Genomic DNA, 25,056 nt, shown 5'->3' on the forward strand with positions numbered 1-25,056 from the left:
GCACATGAATCAGGAAGAACGACTGGACGCCGACGAGCTGGCGTTGCTGCAGCTGGGACGCCGTCTGCAGGCGGATGGTTATCGCTTTATCACGCCTACTCCACTGACTCACCAACGGGTGCTCGACCGCAGCGCGGCAAGCCCCGCCAAGAACCTGCGGGATGTCTACGGTTGGTCGCGCACGTTCGAGCCGGGGTTGCTGCCGGGCGATGAACAGCGCCAGTTGCAGCAGGCTGGCGTTCTGGTCGAGAGCGCTGGCCGGCTGAAGAGTCGCGTGCGCTGGTCAAGCCTGGACGGCCTGCTGTTCGCGCACTCGGGGTTTCCCACCGAAGCGGCAGATTCAGTGTTTTTCGGCCCCGACAGCTACCGTTTCGCGCATTTGATTCACAGCCACTTGCAGCACTGTTTTGCGCCCATCCGCCGTGCGGTGGATATCGGCTGCGGTGCCGGCGTCGGCGCAATCGTAATTGCCCGGGCGCGCCGTGAGGCCGAAGTGCTGGCGGTGGATATCAACCCAGCGGCGCTGCGCCTGACGGCGGTCAATGCCGCCTTGGCCGAAGTGGCCAACGTCACCGTGGAGACCAGTGATGTGCTGCAGGACGTCGACGGCCTGTTTGATCTGATCGTCGCCAACCCGCCGTACATGGCCGACCCAACCGAGCGCGCCTACCGCCATGGCGGAGGCGAGTTCGGCGAACAGTTGTCGGTGCGCATCGTCGAGCAGGCCCTCAACCGTCTGGCGCCTGGCGGCTCGCTGGTGCTCTACACCGGAGTGGCGATGGTCGAAGGCCGCGACCCATTCCTGGAGGCGCTGACGCCGCGCCTGGCCTCGCCCTTGCTGGCCTGGACGTATCGCGAGATCGATCCCGATGTGTTTGGCGAAGAACTGCTGACTCCCGGCTATCAGCGGGTCGAGCGGATCGCGGTGGTGGCGCTGATCGTCACGCGTAGCGGTCCCGGCATTGGGGGCAGTGTTGCAACAGCAATAGGGGCGTGAGCCATGGGCAAGAATCTCGATGATTACAATCGCATGCGCGATTTCTCCGCGACCTCGGAGCCTGCGGCGAAGCGCCCCGGCAAAAAGACCGCGAAGGACCATGCCTTGCAGTTCTGCATCCAGAAGCATGACGCTTCGCGCCTGCACTACGACTTCCGCCTCGAGCTCAATGGCGCCCTGAAGAGCTGGGCGGTGCCCAAGGGCCCGTCGTTGGACCCGAAGGTCAAGCGCCTGGCAGTACACGTCGAGGATCACCCAATTGATTACGCGACCTTCGAGGGCAGTATTCCCGAAGGGCATTACGGGGCGGGCGATGTCATCGTCTGGGATCGTGGAGTGTGGATTCCCCAGGAGGATCCGGCCGCAGCGTACGCCAAGGGCAAGCTCAAGTTCGAACTGCAGGGCGAGAAGCTCGGCGGCCTGTGGAACCTGGTGCGTACGCACATGCCGGGCAAGCAGGAGCAATGGTTCCTGATCAAGCATCAGGACAGCGCGGCCAAGCCCGAGAGCGATTACGACGTGGTGGTCGCCGAGCCCGACAGCGTGCTCAGCGACCGTACCATCCTGCCGAAAAAAGCCAAGGCAGCCGCCAAGCCCAAAGCCGTCAAGAAGCCTGCCCCCAAGGTCGCGCCGCAAGGCCGTTCGGCCAAGCTGACCGGGGCGCACAAGGCCAAGCTCCCAGAGCTGATCAAGCCGGAGCTGGCGACCCTGGTGGAAAAAGCCCCGGACGGCGAATGGAGCTACGAGATCAAGTTCGACGGCTACCGGATCATGGCGCGCATCGACCATGGCGAGGTCAAGCTGTTCACCCGCAACGGGCACGACTGGACCCACAAGCTACCGGCCCAGGCCAAGGCGCTGGCGGCTCTGGATCTCGAATCGGCCTGGCTCGACGGCGAGATGGTGGTGGCCAACGAGCAGGGGGTGCCGGATTTCCAGGCCCTGCAAAATGCTTTCGAAGAGGGCAGCAGTAGCAAGATTCTTTACTACCTGTTCGACATGCCGTATCTCAACGGCGTCGACCTGCGTGAAGTACCGGTGGAAGAACGCCGGGTGGCCTTGGCCACGGTTCTCAGAACCCACGAAGATCCGTTGCTGCGGTTCTCCGACTCATTCAGCGAAGCCCCGGATGCCTTGCTGACCAGCGCCTGCCAGATGCAGATGGAGGGGTTGATCGGCAAGCGCCTGGGCTCGCCTTATGTGTCACGGCGCAGCGGTGACTGGATCAAGCTCAAGTGCAAGCATCGGCAGGAATTTGTGGTGGTGGGTTACACCGATCCCAAGGGTTCACGCAGCGCGTTTGGTGCGTTGCTGCTGGGGCTGCATGATCGCGATAGCGGCCAATTGCGCTACGCCGGCAAAGTCGGCACCGGCTTCAACGAAACGACATTGAAGACTATCTACGAGCAATTGCTGCCGTTGAAGGCGAAAAAGGCCTCGGTGGCCAACCCGCCCACGGGTTTTGACGCCAAGGGCGTGCACTGGCTAAAGCCGGTGTTGCTGGCGGAAATCGCCTTCGCCGAGATGACCAAGGACGGCTCCGTGCGACATGCGGTGTTCCATGGCTTGCGTGATGACAAGCCCGCCAAAGACATTACTGAGGAGCGGCCTGCCGTGGCGAAAAAAAGCGCTGCATCTGCACCAGCGACTAAAAAATCTGCGACTAAAAAACCGGCCAGCAACAAGGCGGCCGCTGAAAAAGCCGCGCCGGCGCCCTCCCAGGCGGGACTGGCCGCGGGCAAGGTGCGCATCACCCATCCAGAGCGCGTGATCGATGCCAGCAGCGGCACGACCAAGATGCAACTGGCCGAGTATTACGCCCGGGTCGCGGAATTTATCCTGCCCGAGCTCAAGGATCGCCCGGTCGCCCTGGTGCGCGCCCCGGATGGCATCGCCGGCGAGCTGTTTTTCCAGAAAAACGCCGAGCGCCTGGCCATCCCCGGCATTACCACGATGGACAAGGACGTGACCGGGCAGCCGGTGATGATCATCAACAACGCCGAAGCGCTGATCGGCGCAGTGCAGATGAGCACCGTGGAGTTGCACACCTGGAACGCCACGTCGGACAAGCTGGACAAGCCTGACCGCTTCGTCCTCGATCTCGACCCGGACCCGGCGCTGCCGTGGAAAAGCATGGTCGAGGCGACTCAACTGACCCTGTCGGTGCTGGATGAACTGGGGCTCACGGCATTCCTCAAGACCAGCGGCGGCAAAGGGATTCACGTGGTGGTGCCGTTGACTCGCAAGCTTGGCTGGGATGAGGTGAAAGACTTCAGTCACGCGATTGTCAGCCACATGGCCAAGTTGCTCCCGGAACGCTTTTCCGCAGTCTCGGGGCCAAAAAACCGCGTGGGCAAGATCTTTATCGACTACCTGCGCAACGGGCTGGGCGCGACGACCATTTGCGCCTACGCGGCGCGCACCCGTGAAGGATTGCCGGTGTCAGTGCCGATTTTTCGCGAGGAAGTCGCAGAGTTGAAGGGCGGTAATCAGTGGAACGTCAACAACGTGCATGAGCGCCTGGCCGAAGTAGGTCATGAACCCTGGGCAGGGCTCAAGAAAACCCGCCAGACCATCACAGCCGACATGCGCCGTCGGGTCGGCATGAAAAAATAGGCGCCATCAGGCATCCCGCAGCAAGTCACTGGCGTTGAGCAGTTCGTAAGCTACTTGCGGATGCTTCTCCAGCCCGCGCCGAATGGCTGCCGGGATCGATGCGCGGGTCTTGCGGCACAGGCCTGGCAAATCGGCGATGGAGATGGCGATGCCGCGCATGGTGCGCACCTCGTTGAACCCGGGCGCGATATCGACGCGAATGCCCAGTTGTTCGTGCATCCGCCGTTGCAGGCGTTCCAGGTCGCTCAGGCTCTGCAGGTTCTCCAGGCGTTCGAGCAGGCGCTTTTCTTCGGCACGCGTCAGCAGCAGGATGCGCACATCTGCGCCGGGCGTTTCCAACAGCGGGTCGCGCCCGCAATCGCAGGCACCGGGAGGGCAGGGTTGGCGCAACGTAGGCAGGTTGGTCATGGTGACCAATCATAGAGTGCTACGAGGGACTTTGCCCAGAGGGTCATCCACGCGGCGTGCAGGGCAGGCGCTGACAATTTAGCGATGGCGGTGGTGAATGTTCCACCGCCATCGCTGGCAAGCCTGCTTCTACTTCAACACCAGCAACCGCGAAACCCCGTCCTCGGTTTCAATGCCGTGGGTATCGTGGGTGAAGCCCGGGAAGGATTTGTCGAAGTTTTCCAGCGCCTTCAGATACGCCAGCAAAGGCCCATCGGCAGGTCCTGCGTTCTCGCCCGGCATCAACAGCGGAATGCCTGGTGGATAAGGCACGATCCCGGTCGCGACAACGCGGCCGGCAGCTTCTTCCAACGTCACCAGTTCGACTTCGTTCCTCACCAGCTTCTCGTAGGCTTCCACTGGGCTGAACTCGGCCTGGGGCAGCATGCCGAAGGCCTGGGCCATGGTGGAAGTGGTCTTGTTCTTCTTCATGGCAGCGAAAATGTCGTCGGCCAGGTCCTTCAGGCCCACGCCGGCATAGCGCTGCTGGTTCGCGGCCAGCAGGTCTGGCAGGCACAACTCCAACTCGACGTTGTCGTCATAGTCGCGCTTGAAGTCGAGCAGGGCGTTGACCAGCGTGCCCCATTTGCCTTTGGTAATGCCGATGGAGAACAGGAACAGAATGGTGAAGTCGGTGGTTTTCTCGACCACGATGCCCTGGCGACCGAGGTACGCCGTGAGCACGCAAGCGGGAATGCCGGACTCCAGCAAATTGCCGTCGTCACCCATACCCGGGCTTAGCACCGAGACCTTGATCGGGTCGAGCATGCAGTAGCCGTCTTCGATGTCGCCAAAGCCGTGCCACACCTCGTTAGGATGCAGGACCCAGCAGTTCGGCTCGCTCTTGAGCAGTACAGGGTCGACTTCGTGGAATGGCACCGCTGCGGCGCCGACTTGCACGGTCGGTGGCTGCCAGCAGGTGAAGAACCACTGGTCATTGGCAGCCATCTCATGGTGCATGCGCGAGATGACCTGGCGGAAGCTGATCGCTTCTTCGATGGATTCAGTGGTGAGGATTTGCCCGCTGGGCGCTTCCATCATCGCTGAGCTGACATCGCAGGAAGCCATGATCGCGTAGTTCGGCGAGGTCGACGCGTGCATCATGAACGATTCATTGAAGCGCGCGTGGGGGATCGGATTACGCCCATTGCGCACGTGAATCATCGAGGCCTGGGAGAGGGCGGCGAGCAATTTGTGGGTGGAGTGCGTGGCGAATACGGTCGGCCGGGATTCGTCGTGATCTTCCGGGGCGCCATGCATCGCAAAGCGTTCACGGTACAGCGGATTGAACCGCGCGTAGGCGTACCAGGCCTCGTCGAAATGCAGGCGGTCGACACTTTCCCCCAGCAGCTTTTCAACCCGGCTGACGTTATAGGTCAGGCCATCGTAGGTAGAGTTGGTGATGATGGCGTGGACCGGCGTCGGATCGATGCCTTCCTTGACCAGCGGGTTATTGGCAATCGCCGCCTTGACGCCCTCGGCGCTCAACGTTTGCGGGAGGATCGGGCCGATGATGCCGTAACGGTTGCGGGTCGGCACCAGGTAGGTCGGAATGGCCCCCGACAGGGTCATCGCGTGTTCGGCGGACTTGTGGCAATTGCGGTCGCACAGCGCAATCTGATCGCGGGTGACGCTGGCCATCAGAATGACGCGGTTGGACATCGACGAGCCGTTGGTCACGTAATAGGTGCGGTGGGCGCCGAACACCTTGGCGGCGTAGCGCTCGCCCTGGCCGATCGGGCCGCTGTGATCGAGCAGCGAACCGAGCTCGCCGACCGAAATCGACAGGTCGGAGCGCAGCAGGTTCTCCCCGAAAAACTCGTAGAACGCGCGTCCCGCGGTGCTTTTCAGGAAGGCGGTGCCACCGGCATGGCCAGGGGTGTGCCACGAATACTCGTAAGAGCGCGAGAACTTGACCAGCGCGCCGAACATCGGCGGCAGGGCAGCCTGACGGTAGCGCTCAATGGCTGCCATGATGCGGCCGCTGAGGAAACGGCTGGTGTCTTCGGGCAGCCAGATGAAGTCATCGGCATGTTGCATGACCACTAGCGGAATGCTCGATGCGGTGCTGCGGTCGCTGATCAGGAATACCGGCACGCGAGTGTTGCGCTCGCGCAGGGTGGTCAGCAGCTTGATGCACTCCTGATGGCCTTCACTCTCGTCCATCTCCCAGCTGAGCAATACGCACTGGATGGCCGAGTCCGAACGCAGGATCGACGTCGCGTCGCTCAGGCTTTCCGACATCAGCACGCTGATGGAGCGTTGTTCCACGTCATGGATCAGTTGATCCAGGGCACGACCGAAGACGGTGCGTTTGTCCGGGGGAGAGCCTACGACCAGCGTGAGCATTCCCAGCGAATGTTTATATTCCGTCATGATCTAACCTCCACAGGTACAGCATTCAAGTGATTCACCGGCACCGGTTCGCCCGTAATGTGCCGGGCGCTGACCGTCTGTGTCGGCACGCTATTGTTGTGCGCTTCGAGCGCGATGAGGCGGTTGTTGACGAAGCTGAACAGGGTGTAGCCGAAGATCGTCGCAACGCCGCCGAGCATCAGTGCCTGCTCGCCGGAACTGTACAGCGCCAGATAGCTATAGGCCGTGGCGACCCAGGCAATGATGTTGGTAACCAGTGCCTTGCCTGCCGGTACGTTGCTGACCTTCTGGATCGTCATCAGTGCTGCCATGGACAGGATGTACGGGATCAGGTTGGTGACTACCGCCAGGTTGACCAGGATGTCGAACTGCTTGCTCAGGTCCGGGCTGATGGTCAGGAAACCGATCGCAGTCTGGATCGCCAGCAGGATCAACATGCCGACAATCGGCGTGCCTGATTTGGTGGCCTTGGCGAAGATCGGCAGGAAGTAACCGGTGTCTGCCGAGCTCTTGAACACCTGGGCAATGGTGAACTGCCAGCCCAGCAACGAGCCAATGCAGGCCAGGATCATCGCCGCCATGACGATGTTACCGATCATTGGGGTGAACATCTTGGCGAAGACCAGCCCGAAAGGGGCGGTGGAGGAGGCCAGTTCCGGGTTGCCGACGATGCCGGCGATCACGTTGGTGGAAACGATGTAGATCACCGCAGCGCCCAGGGTGCCGCCAAGTACGGCGATGGGTACGTTCTTCTCTGGGTTTTCCACGGCGTCGGTGTTGGCGCACGCCGATTCCAGGCCCAGGAATGCCCACAGGGTGATCGCTACAGAAGCCCCTGCCGCTTCCAGATAGCCCATGTTGTGCGGGTTCCATCCCGCCGCATAAACACTACTGTCGAACCAGAACCAGCCGATGGTGGATACCAGTACCACAGGCGCGATAACGCCCCACACGGTGACCGATCCGATCTTGCCGGTGATCCGCGCGCCGCCGAAGTTGGCAAAGGTGGTGATCCACAGCAGGGCGATGGTCGCCAGGCCGACTTGCAATGAATCGAGTTTGACGTCGAACAACGTCTGTATATAGCCGACCGCCGTGATACTGATCGCCACGTTGGCAATCAGCAGCGACACGCCGTAGGTGTAGTTGGTCAGGTAGTTGCCGGCCTTGCCGAAGGTGTATTCAGCGTAGCCGCCCATGCCGCCCGTCTTTCGACTGAGCATCCCGCAGCGCGCAAAGGCATACGCCAAAGCGAGGGAACCGGTGGCTGTGATCAGCCAGGAGAGGATTGAAATCCCGCCGACTTCGGCGAGTTTGGTTGGCAACAATATGATGCCGGAGCCCAACATGTTGACGGCCGTCAACATCGTCAGTTGCCCCACCGTCATTTTCTTTGCGACTGACATTCCGTTGCCTCACTTTCAGAACATTGGGAGTATTAGCTATAGCTAAGTTTTTGAATGTAGCAAGAAATGTCCAAGCTGTATCGAGAATTATTCTCGTGTACAGATAAGGCATTTTACTGGCCCCGCAAACCGCAACATTTGATCAAAATCAATGGAATTACAGATTGTTAGGATCGAATGTAAATGCGCAATGTGATGATCGCGTTAATGTCGTGCGGGCTGGCCAGCGTCGCAACGATGGCCGAAGCCAAGGAATTGAAGACGAATGATCGTTATATGTGCAGCTGGGGCGCGGGGACTGCGGCGAAGGCCCAAGAGCTGAAATTGGCCGGGGTTTCCCTGTACGCGGCGCGGCAGAAGCTGCAGACCTATAAATTCACCAAGCCCTGGATGCGCATGATGGCCATGGGCATCACCGAACAGACCTACGACAGCCCGTCTCGAATCAAACCGGCAGCGATCCGCCAGGGTTTTTATGACGATTGTGTACGGTACAAACTGGCGCGCCGGTGAATACGATTCTTGAAACCGCATGGACCCCTGTAGGAGCTGTCGAGTGAAACGAGGCTGCGATCTTTGATCCTGACAATCAAAAAATCGCAGCCTGCGGCAGCTCCTACAGGGTCAGGGCCATCCACGGGATTTGTGCAGCGCCGCAGAATCAATGTTCTCAACCGTCTCCTATACTGACCCGTCCAGCAGTTTCCCTACCCTTCACAGCGAGGAGAACGCACATGACCATCCGTATTGGCGACGAAGCACCGGATTTCACCGTCGAGAGCACCGAAGGCACGCTGCACTTTCATGAATGGATCGGCGACCAGTGGGCCATCCTGTTTTCCCATCCCAAGGACTTCACCCCGGTGTGCACCACCGAACTGGGCTACATGGCCGGGCTCAAGCCCGAGTTCGACAAGCGCAATACCAAGATCGTCGGGCTCAGCGTCGATCCGGTCGGCAACCATCAAAGCTGGGCCAAGGACATCGAGGAAACCCAGGGCCACGCCGTCAACTACCCAATGATCGGCGACGAGAACCTGGTGGTGGCCAAGCTCTACGACATGATCCACCCCAACGCCAGCGGCGGCGCGCGCACGGCCGTGGACAACGCCACCGTGCGCTCGGTGTTTATCATTGGCCCGGACAAGAAGATCAAGGCGATGCTGATCTACCCGATGAGCGCCGGGCGCAACTTTGATGAAGTGCTGCGACTGCTCGATGCCATCCAGCTCAACGCCAAGCACACCGTGGCCACTCCGGTGAACTGGCGCCCGGGGCAGGACGTGATCATTCCGACCTCGGTGTCGGATGAAGACGCGAAGAAGAAATATCCGGACGGTTTCAAAACGGTGAAACCTTACCTGCGCACGGTGGCGCAACCCAAGTAGGTCAGTTGCTCATCCCGTCTTCAATGGCGATGCCTTGCGCTCGCATCGCCTTGATCAACTCGGCGCGGGTGCCCGGCAGATTGAGCATGGTGGCGGCACGCAGCTGCGTGACTTCTTCGGCGCTGTACGGCTGGTAATGGGCGGGCATGCTTTTGCCGGCCATGCCGTCTTCGCGCAGCAGCCAGTTGAGCAGGTCGGCCAGTTGCGCGTTGTTCAGCGCCGACTGGGACATGCCCGGTACTCGCACAAGAAACTCGCGACCACCCGGCACCTTGAGAAAATTGCCGACGAACCCGGTCATGCGTGGCGTGTCGTTGGCGGGGGAGCCCATGCCGTTGCCCAGGTGACAACCGGCGCATTGCAGCTGGTAATTGACTGCGACGCTGTAGCCGGCTTCGGCGATCGGTTTCTGCAATTCTTCATTGCCTGGCGCATGCCGTTGCGCCGGGTTGGGAATGGCCCGCGCATGGGCGAGCGGGGCGGTCATGGCGCAGACGAGGCCGAGGATGAGCAGTTTGTGCATCAACAAATACCTCTGCGAAAGTCACGGTTGTTTTAAGTACCTGCGGAGTCGCGGCTGTTTATGTAGCAACTGGCGAAGGAGTGGGAGCAAAGCTTGCTCGCGATTGCGGAGGGCCAGTCACCATCAATTTGAATGTCGGCCCCCAATAGCGAGCAAGCTTTGCTCCCACGCTCCGCCAGCTGCTACAAGGGATCGCGTCGGTTGGGTGAGCAACCGACGGGTTCCTGCGCGTTAAACGGCGACGCCGCGGATGATCGAAACCGTGCAGTGATAGATGTGCGATTTGGCAGCCAGGCACCAGTTCACGTCATTGTTGTTGAACGGGCGGTAGGCCGGTTCTTCACTGTCGTTGCGGGTGCAGGCGCATTGCGCGCAGCTTTGTTTACCGCAGCAGTCGTTGTACGAAATGATGTAGTCCTTGTTGTCGGCCGGGTTGCGGCATGTGCCGATCCAGGTCACTTGCGAGGCTTCGGTGCCCGGTGGGCAGGACGTCACCGAACCGCCACAGCAGCTGCACAGGAAGCCGTCGATGGAACAGTAGCGCCAGTAGTCGCAGCTGTTCGGGTCCCCCGGATCGCCGGCTTTGGGGTTATCGGCGGCCAGTGCCTTGCTGGTGCGGTCCAGCGGCAGCAGCAAGGGCAACGCGGCACCGGCAACCATCAGCGAGCCCATGCGCGCCAGCAGTTTGCGTCGCGAAGTGGTATCGGCGACGCGCCGGGAAGAGCGTTCGAACAACAGATCCAGCAATTTCATATCAGTCTCCCTGGCTTATCAGTGGCTATGGCTGTGGTCATGCGCGTGAGGGTGCGGCTGGCTGTTCAGGTACTCCTGCAGCGTCGCGCTTTTCAGGTGCTCGACCTCGAACAGGCTGTCCAGGTGCTCGCGGGAATTGACCAGGCCTTTGGCGCGCAGGGTGCCGGTCTTGTCGATCAGCGCGGCGTAGGGCAGCTTGCCGATCTGGTAGGTCATGCCAACTTCCGGTCCGACCACGTAGGTGACGTCGTCGAGTTTGTGTTCGCGGATCAGCGCCTGCTGCGCGTCCATGTCGCCGTCACTGATAAACACCACATCCAGGCGATCCGCCTGTTCCTTGGCAATTGACTTGATCGCCGGCAGCAGCGACTTGCAGATCGGGCAGGTCGGCGAGAGGAAAAACAGCAGCTGGGATTTCTCCCCGGCATATCCGAAGTTCACCGGACGACCCTTGCGGTCGGACGCGGTAACTTGCGGCGCGGGTTCGTTCACGGCCACGCCTTTATCGACCATCAGTGCGCCGGCCGGGGCGATGCGCCCGTGCAGCACGCCAATCTGACGAACCAGGCCCATCACGGCGAACGCCAGGGCCAAGAGCAAAATCCAGAGCAACGCGTTGGAAACGATTAAGCCGTCCATTGATCACCTACCAATCAGTTTGAGCAGAAGAGGGGAGTTCGCCAGCAAGCCATCGGCTGCGGCGTAAATCAGCAGCGCCACGGCGCTGGCGGCGATGGTCACAAAGCCGTCGAATAGATGCAGGTCACGGGCAATCGGCGCCAGGCTGGCAAGCAGCGCCAGGCCGATGAGCACGCTGTTGCGCAGCAGCAGTACCGGGCGCAACGGTTGCGCCTGGTCCGGGCCGGCGCAGCCACAGTCGATGTCACGCCGACCACGCCACAAGTTGATGCCGATCGCGCTGGCGTACAGTGCGATCAAGCCAGCGGCAGTCAGCGCGGCCCACGAACGGCTGAATGGCACCAGCAACGCGAAGGCAATTGCCAGTTCCAGTAGCGGAGTCACCCGGCCCAGCGGACGCACCAGGGCGTCGGGCAGCAACTGGTAATCCGCCAGCTGTCTGGCAAACCGTGCCGGCGCGCGCAACTTGTGGCTGGCGGCGCTGGCCAGCAGCACGGCGATGGCCAGGGCGCTGGCAATGATGAAGATCGGATCGATAGACATGGCCGAACCTCGTTAGTAGCTCATGACCTGGGTCGCGGTTTTCGCGACCTTGGCCATGCTGCCGGTGAGCTTGTTGGTCTTGAGGTCGAAGATCTGCAAGCCGCCTTCCACATCAGTGCCAAGCAGCAGCGGATTGTCGTCGCCGGTCGCCTGCATGCTCCACACCGGAACCGGTGCTTGCAGGGTGGCGATTTTCTTGTGGGTTTTCAGATCGAAGGCCCAGATCAGTGGGCTGGGGTCTTCCCACTTCATCGGCTCATGGGCGTCGTGCATCAGCACGTACAGGCGATTCAATTTCGGCGCGACCGCCATCAGCTGCCAGCCACCCGGCGCCCAGCCGGCCTGCTTTTCCGCGTCGCTGGTGAGCGACCAGGACGGCAGGATTTTTGGCACATCGGCGGCAAAGTCCACTGGGCGTACGGTGCCGGTGGTGGTGGTGAAGTAGTAGGTATCGCCGACATTCACTGCGCGCTCCACCAGCTTCTCCGCATTCGGGTCGAAGAACGGCGTGCGGCTGCGGGCGGTTTCCAGGCCCTGATCATTCAGGGTGACGACCTGCAAGGTGCCGTCGCCGCACAGCGAGGCGAAGCGGCGATTGCCCACCGGGTAATTGAGCACGCAGCCAGGGATGGCGATCTCCGAGGTGACGGCCTTGGCCTGGGTGTCGACCACCGTCACCGAGGTCGACGGGGTGAAGTTGTAGACGTAGACGAAGCGATCATCGCCGCTGGTCTTCAGGCCGTAGCGCTGGGTCAGCGACTCGGCGCGCTTGGTTGGAATCAACAACTCCCAGGCCGGCGACAGGGTCGAGCTGTCCCAGGCGGTCAGCACATCGGTGCGGGTGCCGCGGGTGCCACGGGAATAGAAGATGTCGGCGCTGTAGAGGGTTTTCTGGTCGTGGCTGAGCGTCGAGGGCGCGGCGAAACCGGTCGGCACCATGCCGAGGATGCGTTTTTTATCGGGGTCGACCACGGTGACGCGGCCCGCCACGAAACTCTCGAATTCGACATCGACAACGAACGTGCGGTGGGCTTCCGGTGGGAAGGCCAGAACGGTCTGGCCGATCGTATCAGCGGGCAGGTCCGCGCTGGCATGGTTCAAACCGAGTACTAGCAGGCTCAGACTCAGCGCTGACTGTACGGTGATCCTGGTGGCTCGCATTAGGGGCAACTCCCTGAATTATTGTTCACGCGAATCGCGGGTGCAGAGGCAGATTTTTGCAGTTCGATTCTGCCTTGCCGGGCAAACCGGAGAATTGCTGTGGCTGCCAAGTGGTTGTGTGTCTGTGCCAGTCATTGGCAAATGCTTGCCGAACGAGTAAAAATTCCCCGGCACAAAGGTTTTTGACTACTTGTGCCTGGCGTTTCCGCTCGTCTGGTAGTGGCGCTTGCACCGTAAACAACGCTGGCAAGCCGCCGCTGGAGCCTGAAGAATGGCGAGCCGGTGGCAGTCAAGGGAGGGGCGCAGCCAGGTGCGTACATTTGCCGAACCGCTCGACGAAGCGGTCGAAAAATAAAAAAACACGTGAGGCTTTGCAGTGATGATGAGTTCTTCGACGGTTCGCAATGAGGCGTTCGAACAATGGCTGAGCCAGGTTAATCAGGCCTGCGGACGTTTTGATGCGCGGGCGCTGGACAGCGATTTTTATGGTGAGCTGGCGGAGTTTCGCAGCGGCGCCATCAACCTGAGTGTCGCCGACATGGCGCACGTGCACCTGTATCGCACCAGCAAGGACGTCAGCGTCAGCAGCGACGGGCATTACTACGCGGTGTTCCAGATGCGCGGCAGCTCGCAGCTGGAGCAGGGCGACAATCGTGCGCTGCTCGGCATGGGCGACATTGCCCTGATCGACGCGAGCCGCCCAAGCGACATGACCTATCACGAAGACTCCCGGCAGTTGTCATTGATCCTGCCGCGCCAGGTGGTGGAGCGCGGCTCGCATTTCAGTGGGCTCAATTGCGCCACGCGTATCGCCGCCGGCACGCCATTGGCGGCAATGGCCAACAGACTGGTGCTGGAGACCCGCCAGCAGGGCGGCCTGGACATGCAGGAAAGCGAAGCGGTGCTGGATGCGTTGGCCAGCCTGTTGCTGCCGGGCATCAGTGCCCGGGACAGCGGCGGCGATGTCCACGAGCGGCAATTTCGCAAGATCATTGCCTACATCGACGAGCACATCAGCACCGAAGAGCTATGCCCGGAGTCGATTGCGCAAGACGTGGGGATTTCGGTGCGCGGCCTGTACCGGATGTTCTCCAAGCGCGGGCTGGTGGTAGCGCAATACATCAAGCACCGGCGCCTGGATTTCTGCGCGCAAAACCTGCGCGACTGCCATGGCGAGCAGAAACTCTCGGCGCTGTGTTATGCCTGGGGATTCTCAGATTCCAGTTACTTTTCCTCGGCCTTCAAAGCCCGCTTCGGCGTATCGCCTGGTGCGTATCGCAAGCGGTACAGCCCGGCCTGACTACGCGACACAGCCGCTGTAGGAGCCTGGCTTGCCAGCGATGGCGTCCGCAAGATCGCCATCGCCGGCAAGCCGGGCTCCTACGCATCCAGGTCAAAACGTCGTGGCAAACACCACCTGGCTATACAGATTCCTGTCGTTGCTGCCCAGCTGGGTACCACCTTGCTCAGCGCTCTTGTCCGGTTGATACAGACCCACCAGCGGCATCACCGTCAGGTGCTCGTTGACGTGCCATTCGGCATACAGGTCGATCTCGTGGCCATCGGTATTGCCAAGATTGCGATCGATGGTGTCGTAGTCGAAGTACATCGCCCCGACGCTCAGGTTCTCCAGGGGCGCGACCTTCAGCGTCACGTTCTGAATCCGCGAGTTGGTATTGAATGGGCCCGCATAGTTACCCGCTACTTCGCCCTGGAACCAGGTGCCAAAACCACGGCTGAAACCATAAAACAACGTGTCATAACCTTCCGAAAAACGGCTGTAGCGATAGCTGACGTACGGCGTCCAGGGCACGTCGGCGAAGGTCCAGCCAGCTTCCAGGTACCAGGCGTCTTCGCTGGCGGTGTGGGGTTTGTCCTGTTTGGCATATTCGCCGGAGAGGAACAGGTTGGGGACACCGGCGTTGCCTTGCGCCCGCAGGCTGTAGGTCTTCATGCCGTCGCGCTCCAACTGCATGGGCGAGGCGTATTGCTCGTCGACGTCGGTGGAGTCGATGTAGGTCAAGCCTACGGTTCCGGCCTCGCTGACGTGCTCAAGGGTGCCGACGTACATCTCGGTTTTCGCTTGCGCGCGGTTGTTCGACTTCAGCCACATCAGGTCGCTACGCCAGCCTTCCTTGCCACCCAGGCGTAACACGGCGGTCTCGTCGAAGGCCTTGCGCGCCGCCAGCCAGTAGGCGCCGCCACGGTTGAATTCACCGTCGGCCAGGCCTTTGCCGAGGTTCAGGGCGTCACCATTGATCAGGAATCCGTCGCCGACCACGATGTTCTGACGGCCGAACGAGAGGTCGACGCCATCTTCGCCCAGCACCTCGAACAACTTGCCCGAGCGCCAGCCAAGGTAAGCGTCTTCGAACTTGGTGGTGCGCTCGGATCCATCGCTGAAGCCGGCGGCATCGCCGTCTCCCCAGGTGCCGGAGCTGAGCAGGTTGGCCGCGCCATACGCGGTGCCTGCTGCAGCCAGGCCTTGGTCGAAGCTCAGGCCATATTTGATGTAGCCCTCGCGCCACGATGACGAACCCTGGTCGAGGCGGCCGGACAGCGCATAGTTTTCCTGACTGTGGAAAATGCCGAAGACCGCTTCCAGGGTGGCGTTCAGGTGGGTGTCGTCATCGGCGTAGAGCTCATGGGCGCCGGCATTGCCGGTGCTGATCAGCAGCGCGAGCGTCGAGAGGCGAAGCAAGGGGGACTTGGGCATTGTGTGGCATCCGTTCTTGTTCTTGAGCGCAGGGTTGCGGTCTGTCTCGATACTACGGCGGCGAATTTCCAAGGCCTTTTGTGTGGTTGCCAAAGAGTTGGCTGTGCTTGCCAAAATGCCCGGTTTGGCAGCCCCGCCAATACGACTGGCACGCAGGGCAAATCCTCCAGGCCAACGACCATCGACAATCCGCTGCAAGCTCCCGGTGCCTGCGCATCGGTATTTCAGTGTTGCTGCCCGCCACCTGCGGGCACGCGGATTTCAGGGTCGTTTCCTATGTTCACCTCGCTGCGCTTGTCTCTTCTCGGTCTGCTCTCTTACACCTTGGCCAGTGCCGCGTTGGCCGCGGACTGTGCGCCAGACCAAGGCCACGGCGCCCAAGTGTTCGCCAATGAATGCGCGGTCTGCCACTCGGTGACCAAGGGGGTGGTCGGGATGATGGGGCCCAACCTTGCAGGCGTGGTCGGACGCAAATCCGGTTCCCTGGAAGGCTTCAATTATTCCCAGGCCATGCGCAGCAAAGACATCGACTGGCAGGCCGAGAACATCGCGCAGCTGATCGCCCAGCCCCAGGCGTTCGTGCCGGGAACCTACATGCCCTATATGGGCCTGGCCTCCGCGGACGATCGCCAGGCGGTCGTGTGCTACCTCAAAGAACAAAAATAATCGGCCGGTGTGCGCGCCGGACAACTCGTCTGAATGAAAGGTGACTTATGAGCAACGTTGAAATCCTGCCCCAGGTGGCTGCTTTCCTTGAGCGCCGGCATGGCTGTTTTATCGATGGCCAGTGGGTGTTTGCCGAAGGGCCAGGCATTGCCGTCATAAACCCGGCCACCGGACTGACGCTGTGCGAGACCCTCGACGCACCGCTGGAAATCGTCGAGCAGGCCGTGCAGTCATCTCATGCCGCATTCAAGTCTGGCGTCTGGTCGGGCCTGCGTCCGGCGGATCGCGAGCGCATCCTGCTGAACTTCACCCGCCTGGTTGAAGAGCACGCCGAGGAACTGGCGCAGCTGGAAACCCTAAGCCAGGGCAAGTCGATCAACATGGCCCGCGCCCTGGATTTGAACGCCACCGTGGAGTTCATGCGCTACATGTCCGGCTGGGCCACCAAGATCGAAGGCCAGACGTTCGACGTGTCGATCCCGCTGCCACCGGGTGCCAAATTCACCGCGTTCACCAAGCGCGAACCGGTGGGTGTCGTGGTCGGGATCGTGCCGTGGAACTTCCCGCTGCTGATCGCGGCCTGGAAACTGATGCCGGCGCTGGCCACCGGTTGCACGGTAATCATCAAGCCGGCCATGGAAACCCCGCTGACCGCCATGCGCCTGGCAGAGCTCGCCCTGGAAGCGGGCATTCCAGCCGGTGTCTTCAACGTTGTGACGGGTGGCGGCGCCTCGGTGGGTGGCGTGCTGACTGCACATCCGCTGGTGAGCAAAGTGTCCTTCACCGGGTCCACCGCAGTGGGCAAAAGTGTTGGCGTGGCGTGCATGGCGAACATGACGCGCTTCGCCCTGGAGCTGGGCGGCAAGAACCCGATGATCGTGCTGGCCGATGCCGACATCGACAAAGCCATCCAGGGTGCAATCCTCGGCGGCCTGTTGAACAACGGTCAGGTCTGCGCTGCGGCCTCGCGCTTTTATGTGCATCGCTCGATCCACGATCGCTTCGTCGAAGGCCTCGCTGCAGCGGTGTCAGCCATGCCGATCGGCGCCGGCATGAACTGCAACGCAGCGATCAACCCGCTGGTGTCGCGCAAGCAGCAGCAAGGCGTGCTCAAGCACATCGAACTGGCTCGCCAGGAAGGAGCGCGGGTGGTGTGTGGCGGGGAGTTGCTGGAAGGCGAAGGCTTCTATGTGCAGCCGACGATCCTGGCCGATATCAACCACGGCATGACCGTGAGCCGGGAGGAAGTGTTCGGCCCGGTGCTGGGCGTGATGCCTTTCGACGATGAAGATGCGGTCATCGCCCTGGCCAACGACAACCGCTACGGCCTGGCCGCGAGCCTGTGGACCAACGACCTGGGCAAAGCAATGAATCTGGTTCCGCGCATTGAAGCTGGCACCGTCTGGGTCAACGCCCACGTACTGCTCGACCCGGCGATGCCATTCGGCGGCGTCAAGCAGTCCGGCATGGGCCGCGAGTTCGGACGCGCGGTTATCGAGGCGTACACCGAGTTGAAGTCGGTGTGTATTGCGCACTGATCCATTTGTACTCGCTTGACACTGGGTGGCGAGGAGTCGACTTCCTCGCCACCGATTTTCGCCTGACGATGTTCAAATGCCGGCAACTCAGGCGCAGGTTTTGTCTTGCCTGTGCCAGCCGTTTTGAAACTCGAGGTTGAGCTTGTGAAGCTCATGGTCGAGGTCGTTGATGGTGTTGATGGCGGCCAACAGATCTGCCCCGCCAGTTTTGGCTTCCAAATAAAGTCCGCGCAGGTAGCGGTCATTGACGGTGGGAATCTTGTCGGTCTTTTCCCATATGGCCACTGCCTGTGAGGTCAACCCGACAATATTGGCCAGCCGTTCTTGCGACAAACCCAGCTCCTTGCGCAGAAACCGAAATTCCGCGCCGGTCAGCGCTGCCGGTTTTTCCGCAATCGTCTTGCCGATAAAGTCGTGTAGACCTTCGACGTCCGTGATAGCAACAGACTCGCCATAGGCTGTCTCTTTCACCACGTAGCCATTGCTGAGCCAGATATTTGGCAGGCCGCTTTCAACGTAGTGGTACATAAATTATTTCTCCTTTTGCATCGCGGTCACTACGACGAGAAACTTCCCGTCGTCGTCGACGTCGATCGCGCCGACAACTTGAAGGGGTGATCCGGCCCTGAACCATGAAATCGTAAATCTCCAATCGCCCCCGGGTGCAGGATAGGGTCCATCGGTGATTTGTCCTCTGCGCAGGCAATCCATCACATCAGGCATGGATATCTCACGCTCAATCATCCGCGAACGTGCGTGCCTGGAATAAAAGACACGCTGGGATTCGGTCGAAATCTCCCTGATTATGTCCCGGGCTTTCTGTCTGGACAGCGGAAACGGAAGTAGGTCGGTCATGATTTATCTATAGTATTTATAGGTTGTGCCAGACTAAAGCTCAAGCGCTGACTTTCAAAGCGAGGAAATAAAATGAGACACGTGGCAGAGTGCGGATGAAGGACATGGAGTCCTTTCAGACTAAACGCCACCAGGCGTTAAAAAGGAGATGCCCCATGCCCCAGCCAACAACATCTGGCCTGGCCGCCCTCACCAGGTCGATTTTCACAGCCTTGGGAATCGGCAATGACGCTGCGGGCATCGACTTGCCACGGTGCCGTCATGCAGTGCTTTGCCTTGTCGACGGATTGGGCGCCGGTCTGCTGGAAACCTACGCCCACAAGGCTGCGTATCTTGCTTCCCTGAACGGTGCAGGACAGCAATTGCGTTCGGGTTTTCCATCGACTACAGCGTCCAGCCTGGCGTCGCTGGCGACAGCAGCGGATAGCGGTGGGCATGGTCTGGTGGGAGCTGCTTTCAACCTGGACGACCGTCACTTCAATCCTCTGACCTGGCAGCTTTACGACCCGATCACCGGGGCTCGCGACACAGCTGCAAGTGAAGACAACGTCGTGTTGAGCAGGTCTGGATGGCGGGACGCGGTCGCGAATGGTGTGTCGATCAGTGCGTTTCTGCCTGCCGCCATCGCCGGTTCGTCATACACCCGGACAGTGTTCAACGGCGCCGCAGTCATCCCGTTCGGTAATCCGCAGGATCTGCTCGAGCAATTTCGATCACTGCCAAAAAACACCCAGCCGCAGATGTCGTATCTGTATTTCGGCGAGCTTGATCATGTCGGGCATCTGTATGGCCCAGGATCCGAGCAGTGGCAGGATGTTCTTCAAGACATCGATCAACGCATCCAGCGCCTGCGCGAATGCATCGACAACGATAGCGTCTTGATCGTCACGGCAGACCATGGCATGACCACACTGGACGACGCCAAAGTGGTGGATTTCGATTTGAATCCGGCCCTGCAGATCGGCGTGGCAAGCATTTGTGCGGATATTCGCGCCCGGCATGTTTATCTCCAGGACCCCGCTGATCGTGAAGTGCTGCCACGCTGGCAGGACATCCTTGGCGCGCATTTCAGGGTGCTTTCACGAGAACAAGCAGTGGCCCGTGGTCTGTTCGGTGCGCACGTTGCGCAGTCTGCCAGCACGCGTATCGGTGATCTCGTGGTGGTTGCAGAAGAGGGCGCAGGGTTGATTCGATCGCTCCGCGAGCCGTTCCAGAGTTCCTGGATCGGCCATCACGGGGCGCTGACGGATGCGGAGCAATTGGTGCCGTTGCTCATCGCGAATGGCACTGGCATCTCTGCGTAGAAACGCAAGGCACACTTTTTATTCAGCGCTGGCCGCCACCTGTTCGGTTATCAGCTGCGCCAGTATCCGCACGGGTTCGGTGAAAGTTTGCCGAGACCGGTGGACCAGCCCGATATCGCGATGGAATGTGTGTTGACCGAGGTCTAGCACCCTCACGCCCGCAGGCCATTCCCGAAGGGTCGCGGTCTGCGGAACCAGGGCGACACCGACGCCGTTTTCAACCAGCTTGACGATGGCGTCCAACTCATCCAGCTCGCAAACCTCACGCAGGTTGAAATGCGTCTGCCGCAGGAAGCGGTCGACCTGCCGGCCGCCGAATGAGGATCGGTCGTACCGAATGAAAGGCTGACTGCTAAGCAGCTCTGACCAGTCTTCCCCCTCCATTTCCTGCGGGACTATCAGGCGGTACGGCTCAAGCGCGAGGGTGGTCCAGCGGAGATCGCTCTGGAGCGAGAAGGGTGGGCGGATGATTGCCGCCATGTCGATCTCGCCGGCATCCACCAGGTTGACCAACTCCATCGACAGGCCAGGTATTACCCGGGTACGGCACTGCGGGCACTGCTGGTGAAATTTCGCCAGTGCATCCGGCAAATAGGACCGCTGAACCGAAGCGATCGCTCCAATGTTCACCAGCACGCTGGCGGGCAGTCCCACGCTGCTGGAGCCCAGGTTGTCGTACAGGCGCAGCAGTTCCTGCGCCTGCAGGAGTATTTGATGGCCCATGCGGTTGAGGTGGGCCGAGCGGCCTTTGCGATCGAATATCTCGAAGCCGAGCTCGGCCTCCAGACGCTGGATTTGAGCGCTCACCGCAGCCTGGGTGAGACCGATCCTGTTGCCGGCAGCAGCGAACGTGCCTTCACGGGCAACGGCGATGAGTGTCTTGAGTTCTTTGATCATTCACAAATATTAATTGTGTTTCTAAGAAAATTATATTGATTTTTTTACTTTTAGAGGCGCTCTAGGATGGCTTCACTCTCAATAAACAATTGGAGGGCCCCCGAGGATCCTCCGCTATTTCACCCACAATAATCATGTCAACGGAGTACTGATGAACCTTTCTCCTTTCCACCTCGCAATTCCGGTTTACGACCTCGCTGCAACGCGAGCTTTTTACGGTGAAGTGTTCGGGCTTGAAGAAGGTCGTTCCAGCAACCAATGGGTCGACTTCAACTTCTATGGCCATCAGTTAGTCATCCATGAACATCCCAAGACCGCCTCCCAGGAGAGTGTCCACAGCAACCCGGTAGATGGGCACAATGTTCCCGTTCCTCACTTCGGCATCATCCTCAACTGGGATGAATGGGAGGCACTGGCCGAGCGGCTGAAGTCGTTTGGCACTGAATTTGTGATCGAGCCCTACATCCGTTTCAAGGGGCAAGTGGGCGAACAGGCCACCATGTTCCTGTTCGACCCCTGCGGCAATGCCCTGGAGTTCAAGGCCTTCAAGGATATGAGCCAGCTGTTCGCAAAATGACGACCCCAGTGGCACAGCCCGGCTGTGCCATTTTATTCAAGTGAGCTGGAAGCTCATGACTCTAGCAACTGCCATTGCAGCAGTCCTTTCATTCCAACAAGAAGGCTAGACATGAAACGTATTCCCCTGGTGTGGCAAATCATTGCCGGGCTACTGCTTGGCGTGCTCGTTGGTTGGTACTTCAACACCCACCCGCATTATCAAGCATGGGTCAGTGCCGAAATCCTCAAACCGCTTGGCGACATCTTTATCAAGATGATGAAGATGGTCGTTGTTCCCATTGTGTTCTGTTGCATGATCCTGGGCATTGCCGGAGGAGGAGACAACAAGTCCTTTGGCCGCATGGGCGTGAAGTCGCTGACTTACTTTTTTGCGATCACCGCTCTGGCGATTGTTATCGGACTGGTGTTCGCAAATATCTTCGAACCGGGCACAGGCACCGATATTTCAGGCATTTCCCACAGTGCGGCGGCGATTAACATGGAGCCTTCCAAAGGCGCCCTGGTGGTCTTGCAAAACATTGTCCCTGATAACGTGATCGGCGCGATGTCGGAGGCGAAGTTGCTCTCGGTACTATTCTTCGCGGTATTGCTCGGCATGGCATTGAACGCTCTACCGAGGGAGAAGAGCGCGCCAGTAGTCGCGGTGGTTCAAGGCTTCTCCGACGCGATGTTCAAAGTTGTCTCGATCGTCATGGCTTACGCGCCGATAGGGGTGTTCGGCATGATCGGCGCAACGGTCGCAACCTTCGGTTTTGCCTCGCTCTTGCCTCTGCTCAAGCTGATTGGAGTGGTCTACCTGGCGCTGATTATTTTTGCGTTAGTCGTGCTCGGCGGGATGTGTTATTTGATCGGCGAGAATATTTTCAAACTGATCAAATACTTCCGTGATGAACTGATTCTTGCGTTCTCCAGTGCTGCCTCTGCGGCAGTGATGCCGCAATTGATGAGTAAACTGGAGAGCTACGGCGTTCCGCGACGCATTGTCAGCTTCGTAGTCCCGGTGGGATATGCATTCAATCTCGACGGCGCGTCGATTTTCCTTGGGGTGGCGACAATCTTTGTTGCCCAGCTCTATGGCATCGATCTGTCGCTGTCCCAGCAGATCCTGCTGGTGGTCACCATGGTGTTGACCTCCAAGGGCGCTGCCGGTGTGCCCGGATTTGCCATCATCATCCTGTCTGCAACCCTGGCGTCTGCCGGACTTCCGCTGGAAGGCGTGGCGCTAATCGCGGGGATCTTCAGGATCATCGACAGTGGCACGACCACGCTGAACGTACTGGGTAATGCGATCGCGCCGCTGGTGATTGCCAAATGGGAAAGGACAACTCTTGAGCGTCCTGCTGCCGTGCGCAATGCTTGATGACTGATTGATGCAGGGGAGATTACTTCCGGGTCGAGCATGGGTCTAGACGACCGGTCTAGTTTTCTGTAGGCTGCCTCCCCTATGAAAAAACCAATTCAGGGTATGCGACAGCACATCATTGATGTTGCGAAGTCGTTGATGACATTCAAAGGCTACACCGCCGTGGGCTTGACGGAAGTCCTGACCACGGCAGGAGTGCCCAAAGGCTCGTTTTACCACTACTTCAAGTCCAAGGAAGAGTTCGGCCAGGCGTTGCTGGAAGAGTACTTTGCCGAGTACTTGGGTAGGGTCGATGGGCTGATGAATGCCCAGGGCAATGGTGCCGAGCGTCTGGTGGGCTATTTCCGCTATTGGGCCGAGACTCAAGGCGCCGATGTACCGGAGGAGAAGTGCCTGGTAGTCAAGCTGGGTGCCGAGGTCTGCGACTTCTCCGAAGACATGCGCAACGTATTGCTGGTGGGCACCGACCAGATCATTCAGCGCATCAGTGGTTGCATAGAAAACGGCAGGGCCGATGGCTCGATAACCTCGACGATGCTTACTGACGAACTGGCGCAATCGCTCTACCAGTTGTGGTTGGGTGCTTCGTTGTTGGCCAAGGTCAACAAGTCCACCAAACCATTTGAAACTGCCCTGAACATGACGAATCGCATGATTGTGTGATTCGTCCCTTTTTTTGATTGTTTACTAGACGACCGGTCTAATAACTTGAGATTCTTATGACTGACAACAGCCTTCGAACCGATCTGTTTTCCCCTGTGCATATGGGCGCATTCGAGCTTCCCAATCGAATTGTCATGGCCCCTGTCACCCGCAGCCGCATGGGTGAAGAGGGTATTCCCAACGAGCTGCATGCCACTTACTACGCCCAGCGAGCGAGTGCCGGTTTGCTCATCAGTGAAGCCACCAACATCTCTGCGCAGGGCCGTGGTTATGCGATGACCCCTGGTATCTGGACGCCGGAGCAAGTGCTGGGCTGGAAGAAGGTTACCGATGCCGTTCACGCCGCAGGCGGCCGAATTGTTTGCCAGCTCTGGCACGTTGGCCGATTTTCTCACGTGGACCTGCAGCCGGACGGCGCGCAGCCAGTGGCCCCATCGGCCATCAAGGCCGAAGGCAGTACCTACACCAACGAAGGCATGGTCGAAGTGTCCATGCCGCGTGCGCTCGAGACCGCAGAAATCCGCGGCATCATCGAGCAGTACAAGCATGCGGCCGAGTGTGCAAAACGTGCAGGGTTTGACGGCGTTGAAGTGCACTCGGCCAACAGTTACCTGCTCGATCAATTCTTGCGAGATTCCACTAACCAGCGCACCGATCAGTACGGTGGCTCCATCGAAAATCGCACGCGCCTGACGCTCGAAGTCACCGAGGCCGTGGTGGCTATCTGGGGCAGTGACCGGGTCGGTATCCGTCTCTCGCCAGTGACGCCAGACGCCGGCAATACGCCGCCTGACAGCGACGTCATGGCAACGTACGGCTACCTGATCGAACAGCTCAACCGGTTCAACCTGGCCTATCTGCATTTTGTTGAAGGCGCTACCGCGACCTCGCGCACCGTGCCCGAGGGGGTGGACCTGGACGCGTTGAGCGCGCGGTTCGAAGGGCCGTTCATCGGCAACAACAACTATGACCTGGAAATGGCGGTGGAGCGCCGGGCGCATGGCCTGATTGACGCGGTCGCGTTTGGTCGTCTGTTCATAGCCAACCCGGACCTGGTAGAGCGCCTGCGTACTGGCAGCGAACTGACCATTGCGCCACGGGAGAGTTACTACGGCGGCGCAGCCGAGGGCTATACCGACTGGCCGACCGCCAGCAACTGAGTGGCACTCCATGGCCACTTGGCCAACTCTGGCGAGAAGCGTTTTGCCTCGCCTCATTGAAAGGAAAAATACCATGTCGAAGAACATCAAGGCCGTACCTACCGCTGAATACAACGCGGTCATCGCCACCGCCAATCAGTACGTCGAAGGCTTGCGTGTCGGTAGCGCGCAAGGAGTTGCTCAGGCCTTTCACAAAGACGCAGTGATGTACGGTTTCACCAACGGCCAGCTGCTTGGAGGCCCGATCAGTAACCTGTTCGATTTCGTCGAGAACAACGGTGGTGCCCCGCAGATCACCACACGACTCGATGTCCTGGCGATTACCCCGACCACGGCCGTGGTACGGGTGGACATGGAGCACGATGCCATCGGCGCCGATTACAACGACTACCTGACCCTACTCAAGATCGATGGCGTCTGGAAAGTGATCGCCAAGGTATTTCACCAGTTCGAGGGTTGATCTTCG

Annotated in this window: 25 protein-coding genes; 13 read left to right on the forward strand and 12 right to left on the reverse strand. The window is 59.8% G+C overall.

Annotation, left to right across the window (positions count from 1 at the left end; all coding sequences use genetic code 11):
- Positions 1-4: 4 nt before the first annotated feature.
- Together ORL50_RS26575 and ligD are read left to right on the forward strand one after the other, a co-directional pair.
- The gene (locus ORL50_RS26575; RefSeq protein ID WP_266019452.1) at positions 5-997 is read left to right on the forward strand and encodes a class I SAM-dependent methyltransferase; all 993 of its coding nucleotides are present in this window, start codon (positions 5-7) and stop codon (positions 995-997) included.
- 3 nt (positions 998-1,000) lie between these two features.
- Positions 1,001-3,613: a DNA ligase D gene (gene ligD / locus ORL50_RS26580; RefSeq protein WP_266019454.1), complete on the forward strand. Its 2,613-nt coding sequence runs from the start codon at positions 1,001-1,003 to the stop codon at positions 3,611-3,613.
- Positions 3,614-3,619: 6 nt separating this feature from the next.
- On the opposite strand, the gene ORL50_RS26585 is transcribed toward ligD, so the two are convergent.
- From ORL50_RS26585 to potE, 3 genes are all read right to left on the reverse strand, one after another.
- Positions 3,620-4,021 carry a hypothetical protein gene (locus ORL50_RS26585; RefSeq protein WP_266019455.1) on the reverse strand — a complete coding sequence of 134 codons (402 nt, stop codon included), beginning with the start codon at positions 4,019-4,021 and terminating at the stop codon, positions 3,620-3,622.
- Positions 4,022-4,150: 129 nt separating this feature from the next.
- Positions 4,151-6,436, reverse strand: a complete 2,286-nt coding sequence (locus ORL50_RS26590; protein WP_266019457.1) for an Orn/Lys/Arg family decarboxylase — start codon at positions 6,434-6,436, stop codon at positions 4,151-4,153.
- Positions 6,433-7,842, reverse strand: coding sequence for a putrescine-ornithine antiporter (gene potE, locus ORL50_RS26595; RefSeq protein WP_266019458.1), 1,410 nt, complete (start codon positions 7,840-7,842; stop codon positions 6,433-6,435). Before potE ends, ORL50_RS26590 begins: the two co-directional genes overlap by 4 nt.
- Positions 7,843-8,025: 183 nt before the next feature.
- Here potE and ORL50_RS26600 point away from each other — a divergent pair, with 183 nt between their 5' ends.
- Complete coding sequence (locus ORL50_RS26600; protein ID WP_266019459.1) at positions 8,026-8,355, forward strand: hypothetical protein; 330 nt, start codon at positions 8,026-8,028, stop codon at positions 8,353-8,355.
- Positions 8,356-8,576: 221 nt separating this feature from the next.
- Positions 8,577-9,230 (forward strand): peroxiredoxin, encoded by a 654-nt coding sequence (locus ORL50_RS26605; protein WP_266019460.1) that lies wholly within the window; start codon positions 8,577-8,579, stop codon positions 9,228-9,230.
- Between the two features lies 1 nt (position 9,231).
- On the opposite strand, the gene ORL50_RS26610 is transcribed toward ORL50_RS26605, so the two are convergent.
- The 5 genes from ORL50_RS26610 to ORL50_RS26630 form a co-directional block, all read right to left on the reverse strand.
- Complete coding sequence (locus ORL50_RS26610; RefSeq protein WP_266019461.1) at positions 9,232-9,753, reverse strand: cytochrome C; 522 nt, start codon at positions 9,751-9,753, stop codon at positions 9,232-9,234.
- Between the two features lie 231 nt (positions 9,754-9,984).
- Positions 9,985-10,506, reverse strand: coding sequence for a methylamine dehydrogenase light chain (locus tag ORL50_RS26615; RefSeq protein ID WP_122838498.1), 522 nt, complete (start codon positions 10,504-10,506; stop codon positions 9,985-9,987).
- 18 nt (positions 10,507-10,524) lie between these two features.
- Entirely contained in the window at positions 10,525-11,145 is a 621-nt protein-coding gene (mauD, locus tag ORL50_RS26620) for a methylamine dehydrogenase accessory protein MauD (protein WP_266019462.1), read from the reverse strand.
- A gap of 3 nt (positions 11,146-11,148) precedes the next feature.
- The gene (locus tag ORL50_RS26625; RefSeq protein ID WP_266019463.1) at positions 11,149-11,688 is read right to left on the reverse strand and encodes a MauE/DoxX family redox-associated membrane protein; all 540 of its coding nucleotides are present in this window, start codon (positions 11,686-11,688) and stop codon (positions 11,149-11,151) included.
- 12 nt (positions 11,689-11,700) lie between these two features.
- On the reverse strand, positions 11,701-12,849 hold the full coding sequence (locus ORL50_RS26630) for an amine dehydrogenase large subunit (protein ID WP_266019464.1): 1,149 nt from the start codon (positions 12,847-12,849) through the stop codon (positions 11,701-11,703).
- A gap of 379 nt (positions 12,850-13,228) precedes the next feature.
- Between ORL50_RS26630 and feaR the strand changes: the two genes are divergently transcribed.
- On the forward strand, positions 13,229-14,149 hold the full coding sequence (gene feaR / locus ORL50_RS26635; RefSeq protein ID WP_266019465.1) for a transcriptional regulator FeaR: 921 nt from the start codon (positions 13,229-13,231) through the stop codon (positions 14,147-14,149).
- A gap of 93 nt (positions 14,150-14,242) precedes the next feature.
- Here feaR and ORL50_RS26640 read toward each other — a convergent pair whose 3' ends face one another.
- Entirely contained in the window at positions 14,243-15,565 is a 1,323-nt protein-coding gene (locus ORL50_RS26640; RefSeq protein WP_266019466.1) for an alginate export family protein, read from the reverse strand.
- 276 nt (positions 15,566-15,841) lie between these two features.
- Between ORL50_RS26640 and ORL50_RS26645 the strand changes: the two genes are divergently transcribed.
- A complete protein-coding gene (locus tag ORL50_RS26645) occupies positions 15,842-16,231 on the forward strand; it encodes a c-type cytochrome (RefSeq protein WP_266019468.1) in 390 nt (129 codons plus the stop codon).
- A 47-nt stretch (positions 16,232-16,278) separates the two neighbouring features.
- Positions 16,279-17,769, forward strand: a complete 1,491-nt coding sequence (locus ORL50_RS26650) for an aldehyde dehydrogenase family protein (RefSeq protein ID WP_266019469.1) — start codon at positions 16,279-16,281, stop codon at positions 17,767-17,769.
- A gap of 87 nt (positions 17,770-17,856) precedes the next feature.
- Here ORL50_RS26650 and ORL50_RS26655 read toward each other — a convergent pair whose 3' ends face one another.
- Both ORL50_RS26655 and ORL50_RS26660 read right to left on the reverse strand, forming a co-directional pair.
- Positions 17,857-18,297 carry a helix-turn-helix domain-containing protein gene (locus ORL50_RS26655; protein ID WP_266019470.1) on the reverse strand — a complete coding sequence of 147 codons (441 nt, stop codon included), beginning with the start codon at positions 18,295-18,297 and terminating at the stop codon, positions 17,857-17,859.
- Positions 18,298-18,300: 3 nt separating this feature from the next.
- Entirely contained in the window at positions 18,301-18,624 is a 324-nt protein-coding gene (locus ORL50_RS26660) for a DUF4258 domain-containing protein (protein ID WP_266019471.1), read from the reverse strand.
- Between the two features lie 104 nt (positions 18,625-18,728).
- Here ORL50_RS26660 and ORL50_RS26665 point away from each other — a divergent pair, with 104 nt between their 5' ends.
- Positions 18,729-19,928, forward strand: a complete 1,200-nt coding sequence (locus tag ORL50_RS26665) for an alkaline phosphatase family protein (protein ID WP_266019472.1) — start codon at positions 18,729-18,731, stop codon at positions 19,926-19,928.
- A gap of 18 nt (positions 19,929-19,946) precedes the next feature.
- Here ORL50_RS26665 and ORL50_RS26670 read toward each other — a convergent pair whose 3' ends face one another.
- Positions 19,947-20,825 (reverse strand): LysR family transcriptional regulator, encoded by an 879-nt coding sequence (locus tag ORL50_RS26670; protein WP_266019474.1) that lies wholly within the window; start codon positions 20,823-20,825, stop codon positions 19,947-19,949.
- A 151-nt stretch (positions 20,826-20,976) separates the two neighbouring features.
- Between ORL50_RS26670 and ORL50_RS26675 the strand changes: the two genes are divergently transcribed.
- From ORL50_RS26675 to ORL50_RS26695, 5 genes are all read left to right on the forward strand, one after another.
- On the forward strand, positions 20,977-21,402 hold the full coding sequence (locus ORL50_RS26675) for a VOC family protein (RefSeq protein WP_266019475.1): 426 nt from the start codon (positions 20,977-20,979) through the stop codon (positions 21,400-21,402).
- A gap of 111 nt (positions 21,403-21,513) precedes the next feature.
- On the forward strand, positions 21,514-22,764 hold the full coding sequence (locus tag ORL50_RS26680; RefSeq protein ID WP_266019476.1) for a cation:dicarboxylate symporter family transporter: 1,251 nt from the start codon (positions 21,514-21,516) through the stop codon (positions 22,762-22,764).
- 84 nt (positions 22,765-22,848) lie between these two features.
- Positions 22,849-23,430: a TetR/AcrR family transcriptional regulator gene (locus tag ORL50_RS26685; RefSeq protein ID WP_266019477.1), complete on the forward strand. Its 582-nt coding sequence runs from the start codon at positions 22,849-22,851 to the stop codon at positions 23,428-23,430.
- A gap of 56 nt (positions 23,431-23,486) precedes the next feature.
- Positions 23,487-24,590: an alkene reductase gene (locus tag ORL50_RS26690; protein ID WP_266019478.1), complete on the forward strand. Its 1,104-nt coding sequence runs from the start codon at positions 23,487-23,489 to the stop codon at positions 24,588-24,590.
- 73 nt (positions 24,591-24,663) lie between these two features.
- Positions 24,664-25,050 carry a nuclear transport factor 2 family protein gene (locus tag ORL50_RS26695; RefSeq protein WP_266019479.1) on the forward strand — a complete coding sequence of 129 codons (387 nt, stop codon included), beginning with the start codon at positions 24,664-24,666 and terminating at the stop codon, positions 25,048-25,050.
- The last annotated feature ends 6 nt before the right edge of the window (positions 25,051-25,056 follow it).

It is taken from the genome of Pseudomonas sp. RIT-562, assembly GCF_026241895.1.
GTDB lineage: Bacteria > Pseudomonadota > Gammaproteobacteria > Pseudomonadales > Pseudomonadaceae > Aquipseudomonas > Aquipseudomonas mandelii_F.

What these genes read in the sequence shown, in the direction of transcription:
- ORL50_RS26695 (WP_266019479.1), top strand. Translation starts at nt 24,664, where the DNA reads ATGTCGAAGAACATCAAGGCCGTACCTACCGCTGAATACAACGCGGTC.
- ORL50_RS26650 (WP_266019469.1), top strand. Translation starts at nt 16,279, where the DNA reads ATGAGCAACGTTGAAATCCTGCCCCAGGTGGCTGCTTTCCTTGAGCGC.
- ORL50_RS26640 (WP_266019466.1), bottom strand. Translation starts at nt 15,565, where the DNA reads ATGCCCAAGTCCCCCTTGCTTCGCCTCTCGACGCTCGCGCTGCTGATC.
- feaR (WP_266019465.1), top strand. Translation starts at nt 13,229, where the DNA reads ATGATGAGTTCTTCGACGGTTCGCAATGAGGCGTTCGAACAATGGCTG.
- ORL50_RS26615 (WP_122838498.1), bottom strand. Translation starts at nt 10,506, where the DNA reads ATGAAATTGCTGGATCTGTTGTTCGAACGCTCTTCCCGGCGCGTCGCC.
- ORL50_RS26675 (WP_266019475.1), top strand. Translation starts at nt 20,977, where the DNA reads ATGAACCTTTCTCCTTTCCACCTCGCAATTCCGGTTTACGACCTCGCT.
- ORL50_RS26605 (WP_266019460.1), top strand. Translation starts at nt 8,577, where the DNA reads ATGACCATCCGTATTGGCGACGAAGCACCGGATTTCACCGTCGAGAGC.
- ORL50_RS26665 (WP_266019472.1), top strand. Translation starts at nt 18,729, where the DNA reads ATGGAGTCCTTTCAGACTAAACGCCACCAGGCGTTAAAAAGGAGATGC.
- ORL50_RS26645 (WP_266019468.1), top strand. Translation starts at nt 15,842, where the DNA reads ATGTTCACCTCGCTGCGCTTGTCTCTTCTCGGTCTGCTCTCTTACACC.
- ORL50_RS26585 (WP_266019455.1), bottom strand. Translation starts at nt 4,021, where the DNA reads ATGACCAACCTGCCTACGTTGCGCCAACCCTGCCCTCCCGGTGCCTGC.
- ORL50_RS26610 (WP_266019461.1), bottom strand. Translation starts at nt 9,753, where the DNA reads ATGCACAAACTGCTCATCCTCGGCCTCGTCTGCGCCATGACCGCCCCG.
- ORL50_RS26685 (WP_266019477.1), top strand. Translation starts at nt 22,849, where the DNA reads ATGAAAAAACCAATTCAGGGTATGCGACAGCACATCATTGATGTTGCG.
- ORL50_RS26625 (WP_266019463.1), bottom strand. Translation starts at nt 11,688, where the DNA reads ATGTCTATCGATCCGATCTTCATCATTGCCAGCGCCCTGGCCATCGCC.
- ORL50_RS26575 (WP_266019452.1), top strand. Translation starts at nt 5, where the DNA reads ATGAATCAGGAAGAACGACTGGACGCCGACGAGCTGGCGTTGCTGCAG.
- ORL50_RS26600 (WP_266019459.1), top strand. Translation starts at nt 8,026, where the DNA reads ATGCGCAATGTGATGATCGCGTTAATGTCGTGCGGGCTGGCCAGCGTC.
- potE (WP_266019458.1), bottom strand. Translation starts at nt 7,842, where the DNA reads ATGTCAGTCGCAAAGAAAATGACGGTGGGGCAACTGACGATGTTGACG.
- ligD (WP_266019454.1), top strand. Translation starts at nt 1,001, where the DNA reads ATGGGCAAGAATCTCGATGATTACAATCGCATGCGCGATTTCTCCGCG.
- ORL50_RS26590 (WP_266019457.1), bottom strand. Translation starts at nt 6,436, where the DNA reads ATGACGGAATATAAACATTCGCTGGGAATGCTCACGCTGGTCGTAGGC.
- ORL50_RS26660 (WP_266019471.1), bottom strand. Translation starts at nt 18,624, where the DNA reads ATGACCGACCTACTTCCGTTTCCGCTGTCCAGACAGAAAGCCCGGGAC.
- ORL50_RS26670 (WP_266019474.1), bottom strand. Translation starts at nt 20,825, where the DNA reads ATGATCAAAGAACTCAAGACACTCATCGCCGTTGCCCGTGAAGGCACG.
- ORL50_RS26655 (WP_266019470.1), bottom strand. Translation starts at nt 18,297, where the DNA reads ATGTACCACTACGTTGAAAGCGGCCTGCCAAATATCTGGCTCAGCAAT.
- ORL50_RS26680 (WP_266019476.1), top strand. Translation starts at nt 21,514, where the DNA reads ATGAAACGTATTCCCCTGGTGTGGCAAATCATTGCCGGGCTACTGCTT.
- ORL50_RS26630 (WP_266019464.1), bottom strand. Translation starts at nt 12,849, where the DNA reads ATGCGAGCCACCAGGATCACCGTACAGTCAGCGCTGAGTCTGAGCCTG.
- mauD (WP_266019462.1), bottom strand. Translation starts at nt 11,145, where the DNA reads ATGGACGGCTTAATCGTTTCCAACGCGTTGCTCTGGATTTTGCTCTTG.
- ORL50_RS26690 (WP_266019478.1), top strand. Translation starts at nt 23,487, where the DNA reads ATGACTGACAACAGCCTTCGAACCGATCTGTTTTCCCCTGTGCATATG.